Source organism: Sulfurivermis sp. (assembly GCF_059410345.1).
The window spans coordinates 14,945-18,708 of the sequence record NZ_JBLJDO010000032.1 but is presented as its reverse complement, the minus strand read 5'-3'; the positions used below and the strand labels follow the sequence as shown (position 1 = coordinate 18,708).

5 protein-coding genes are annotated in these 3,764 nt (G+C 66.5%); all 5 read left to right on the top strand.

Features of this window, described 5'->3' with window-relative positions:
* Positions 1-186, top strand: a 186-nt coding sequence (locus ACMV8A_RS15250) for a hypothetical protein (protein WP_495326741.1), incomplete at its 5' end; no start/stop codon positions are given.
* Complete coding sequence (locus ACMV8A_RS15245) at positions 183-1,766, top strand: hypothetical protein (protein ID WP_495326740.1); 1,584 nt, start codon at positions 183-185, stop codon at positions 1,764-1,766. The genes ACMV8A_RS15250 and ACMV8A_RS15245, both read left to right, overlap by 4 nt.
* Positions 1,767-1,778: 12 nt before the next feature.
* On the top strand, positions 1,779-2,930 hold the full coding sequence (locus tag ACMV8A_RS15240; RefSeq protein ID WP_495326739.1) for a hypothetical protein: 1,152 nt from the start codon (positions 1,779-1,781) through the stop codon (positions 2,928-2,930).
* Positions 2,927-3,214 carry a hypothetical protein gene (locus tag ACMV8A_RS15235; protein ID WP_495326738.1) on the top strand — a complete coding sequence of 96 codons (288 nt, stop codon included), beginning with the start codon at positions 2,927-2,929 and terminating at the stop codon, positions 3,212-3,214. The genes ACMV8A_RS15240 and ACMV8A_RS15235 overlap by 4 nt, the downstream gene beginning before the upstream one ends.
* Positions 3,211-3,603 (top strand): hypothetical protein, encoded by a 393-nt coding sequence (locus ACMV8A_RS15230; RefSeq protein ID WP_495326737.1) that lies wholly within the window; start codon positions 3,211-3,213, stop codon positions 3,601-3,603. Before ACMV8A_RS15235 ends, ACMV8A_RS15230 begins: the two co-directional genes overlap by 4 nt.
* The last annotated feature ends 161 nt before the right edge of the window (positions 3,604-3,764 follow it).

The window sequence follows — 3,764 nt, the reverse complement described above, 5'->3', positions numbered from 1 at the left end:
CTCAAGATCGCCGACGACGGCGCCGGCAACCTGAAGGTGGTCGACAGCGTGGGCGTCACGGTTGCCCACGGCACCACGATGGGAACGGTCAACTACGACACCGGCGCGTGCAGCCTGGGCGCCAGCATCGCCGGCAGCTACACCGGCACCGTCAACACGGTACGCCTCCTGGGGACAACGACATGAGCGGCATCCTACCCGTAAACAGCGGCACCACCGAGTCGCGCGTCATCAGCGGAACCCTGTCGCTCCAGCACGGCGCGACCCAGGCCGCCTACACCAGCGGCGATCCGCTCGGCACCACACCGGCGCACGTCATTCCCTGGGCGCCAGAGATCGATCTGACCCCCGGCTATGCCGAGCCGATCGTGCCCGGCAGTGTGCGCCTGACGTTCGGCGGCAAAACGATGGTCGACCGCAGCGGGCGCATGGATCAGGACATAAACCACGCCACCGGCGCCGGCACCGAGGCCGGGCAACTGAGCTACACCAGCGGCGTGATCAGTCTCACCACCTGGACGCCGGGCGCCGCCAACAGCGGCACGGTGCAGGCGATGCTGACGCAGTACGGCAGCCTGGCCGTGAGCGACGTGGTGTTCCGCACCGCGGCCGCGCCCATTCGCAGCGGCTCGCTGATCGTGCAGTACCAGTATGAGGACACGCCCGGCGTCGTCACCGTCACCAGCAACACAGACGGCACCATCACCGCCGCCGACCTCGATGGCAAAGTGGATTTCGCCACCGGCATCGTGCGCCTGCGGTTCGGCCGCTGGGTGACGGCGGCCGGCAACGAGGGGGAGTGGTGGTATCACGCCGACGCGGTGCGTGACGGCATGGCATTCCAGCCGCGCCTGGCGTTGCTGGACACGCTGGTCTATGCGACCGTGGCCTACGCCTATATCCCGCTCGACAAGGACATCCTCGGCGTCGACGCCGTGCGCCTGCCAACCGACGGCCGCGTGCCGGTGTATCGCGTCGGCGACGTCGTCGTGCTGCACCACACCGGTGAGGTTGAGATCACCACGCCGAGCAACGGCCAGATCATCAACGTGGGCCGCACGCGCCTCTCGCGCGTGGAGCTGTTCGAGGCGAGCGGCGACCAGGTGGCCACGGCAAAATATGCCGCCGACCTCGACGCCGGCACCGTGGAGCTGCTGGACGTGGCAGGCCTGACCGCGCCGCTGCGCCTGGAGCACCGCATCGAGGACATGGCGCTGGTCAGCGATGTGCAGATCAGCGGGCACATCACCCTGACCCGCCCCGTCTCGCACGACTACCCGGCGCCCGGCGCGTACATCAGCAGCGCCTTGGTGATCGGCGACATGCAGGCACGCGCCACCGCGCCGTTCGACCAGGCCACATGGACGGGTGAGTGGTCCGACTCTGTTGTCGGCAGCGACACCAGCGCGGAATATAACTCCGTGCTGTATCCGATCTCCGTGACCAACATTGGGACGATGCAGGAGCGGTGGGCGCTGATATTCAACAGCCCCACCGAGGTGCGAGTGGTAGGCGAGAGCGTCGGCCAGATCGCCGTGCTGCCGATCGCCAACGTGATCGCGCCCATCAACCCGGCAACCAACGCGCCCTATTTCACCATCGACCCGCTGGGCTGGGGCGGCGGCTGGGCGACTGGCAACGTGCTGCGCTTCAACACCATCGCCGCCAACTATCCGGTGTGGATCGCCCGCACCGTGCAGCAGGGGCCGGCCACCGAACAGAGCGACGGGTTCCGCGTGCAGATTCGCGGTGACGCTGACGCATAACGAGGAGCAACGATGAGCACAGTCCCCGTCAAATGGTTCATGAGCACCATGCAGGGCGCGCCGCGCCTGTCGGGCACGGCCGGCGACATGATCGGCCTGCTCGACGCCTGTCTGATTAACGGATTTAACGTCACCGCTCCGAACAGCCTGTCGGTGGCCGACGGCGTCGCCTCCCTGTACTACTCGGGTGGCGGTCACGGCTACGTGCAGCACCAGGTGATCCTGGTTGAGGGCGCGGCGCCGGCAACGCTCAACGGCGAATGGCGCGTCACCGAGGTAGACGCCAACTACGTGCGCTTCGCCGCGCCGGGCGAGCCGGACGGTACCGCCAGCGGCACCATCGGCGTGCGCACAGCGCCGGTCGGGCAATGGGAGAAGGCGTTCAGCGGCACCAACAAGGCGGTGTACCGATCGATCGACCCCGACGGGACCGGGTTATATCTGCGGATCGACGACACAGGCACAACGTTCGCGCGGGCGCGCGGTTACGAGAGCATGACCGACGTGGACACCGGCGAAGGACTGTTCCCAACCGAGGCGCAGCTGTCAGGTGCTGGCCTCCAGTGGCCGAGAAGCAACACCGCAAACACGACAGCGCAGGCATACCACATGATCGGTGACTCGCGGCTCTTTTACGTAGTCCCCTTGTGGAACCCCAGTTACATCAACAGACCTGACTGCTTTTTGTTCGGTGATATCAACTCGTGGAAGCCAAGCGATCAGTACGGCGTCGTGATATGTGGGCATGAAACGACGGGGACGGCGTCCTATCCAGGTCATTACAATAACTTTGGCGTGTTAACAAAAACGTCGAACATCGGAAGATTTATGTGCCGCGCCAACACACACGCTGGCGCTGCAATAAAGCACTCAGCCACCGGATCGGGGATGCACGATGCGTTCGGCTCGCAGGGCGAAGCCTATCCCGCGATCACTGACGGCCTGATGCACCTCCACTCGCCCATATTAATCATCGAAGGGACTGGCGCCGCGGCGGTGAAACGGGGCGAATTCCCGGGCCTCATGCAGCCGCTTCAGGATAAGCCGGGCACGCCGGGCCAAATTCTGAACAACGGCGCCGACCTAATCCTGATCACCGGTGCAATCACCGTGTCGGCTGCAGAGGGTCGCTATGCGTTCAAGATCAGCGGGAGCTGGCGATGACGGTGCGCGCGCTCGGCAGGCTTGTGCGGATTGATGGCATATACGGCGGCGGCGGCAGAATAACGGGCACCGTGACCGTGGACGGCACGCCGGCGTCGCTACTGGTTCGGCTCTACCACAACAAGACGGGCGCGCTGCTGCGCGAGGTACGCAGCGCGCCAAATGGCGGCTACGAGTTCGTAGGACTCTCCCTCACCGACAAGTTCATGACGGTTGCGCGCGATGAGGGCGGCCAGTTCGACCCAGCCGCCAAATCCGACCTAATACCGGAGCCGATGCCGTGATCCTGCGCCGCGCCACCGCCCTCAAAAACCTGCGCGCCCAGGCGCACGTCGTTGCGCTCGCCGGCGGCACGCTGCGCGTGTACGACGGCGCCATGCCCGCCACCGGCGGCGGCGAGATCACCGACCAGGTGTTGCTGGCGGAGTTCGCGCTGCCCGACCCGGCCGGAGCTGTGAGCGACGGCGTGTTCGCGCTGGGCACCGTGGCCGACGTGATGGCCGCCGCAGACGGCACCGCCACCTGGGTGCGCGTGCTCGACAGCGAGAGTGGCTGGCTGATGGATCTGGACGCCGGCGGCGCCGGCAGCGGCGCAGCGATCATCATCAGCCCGGCGCAGCTCTATGCCGGCGGCACGGTACGCATCGACCGCCTGCGCCTCATCGAGCCGTAAGCCATGAGCAGCGCAGACCTGCAACTGCGCATCCCCCGCGACGGCACCGCCGACCTCAAACTAGGCGCCGACGTTGCCGGGGCGGCGGTTATCGACAGCGAGATCACGCTCGCCGAACTGGCCGTCGACGCGCTGCTCGGCCCGCTGTACCTCATCGAGGC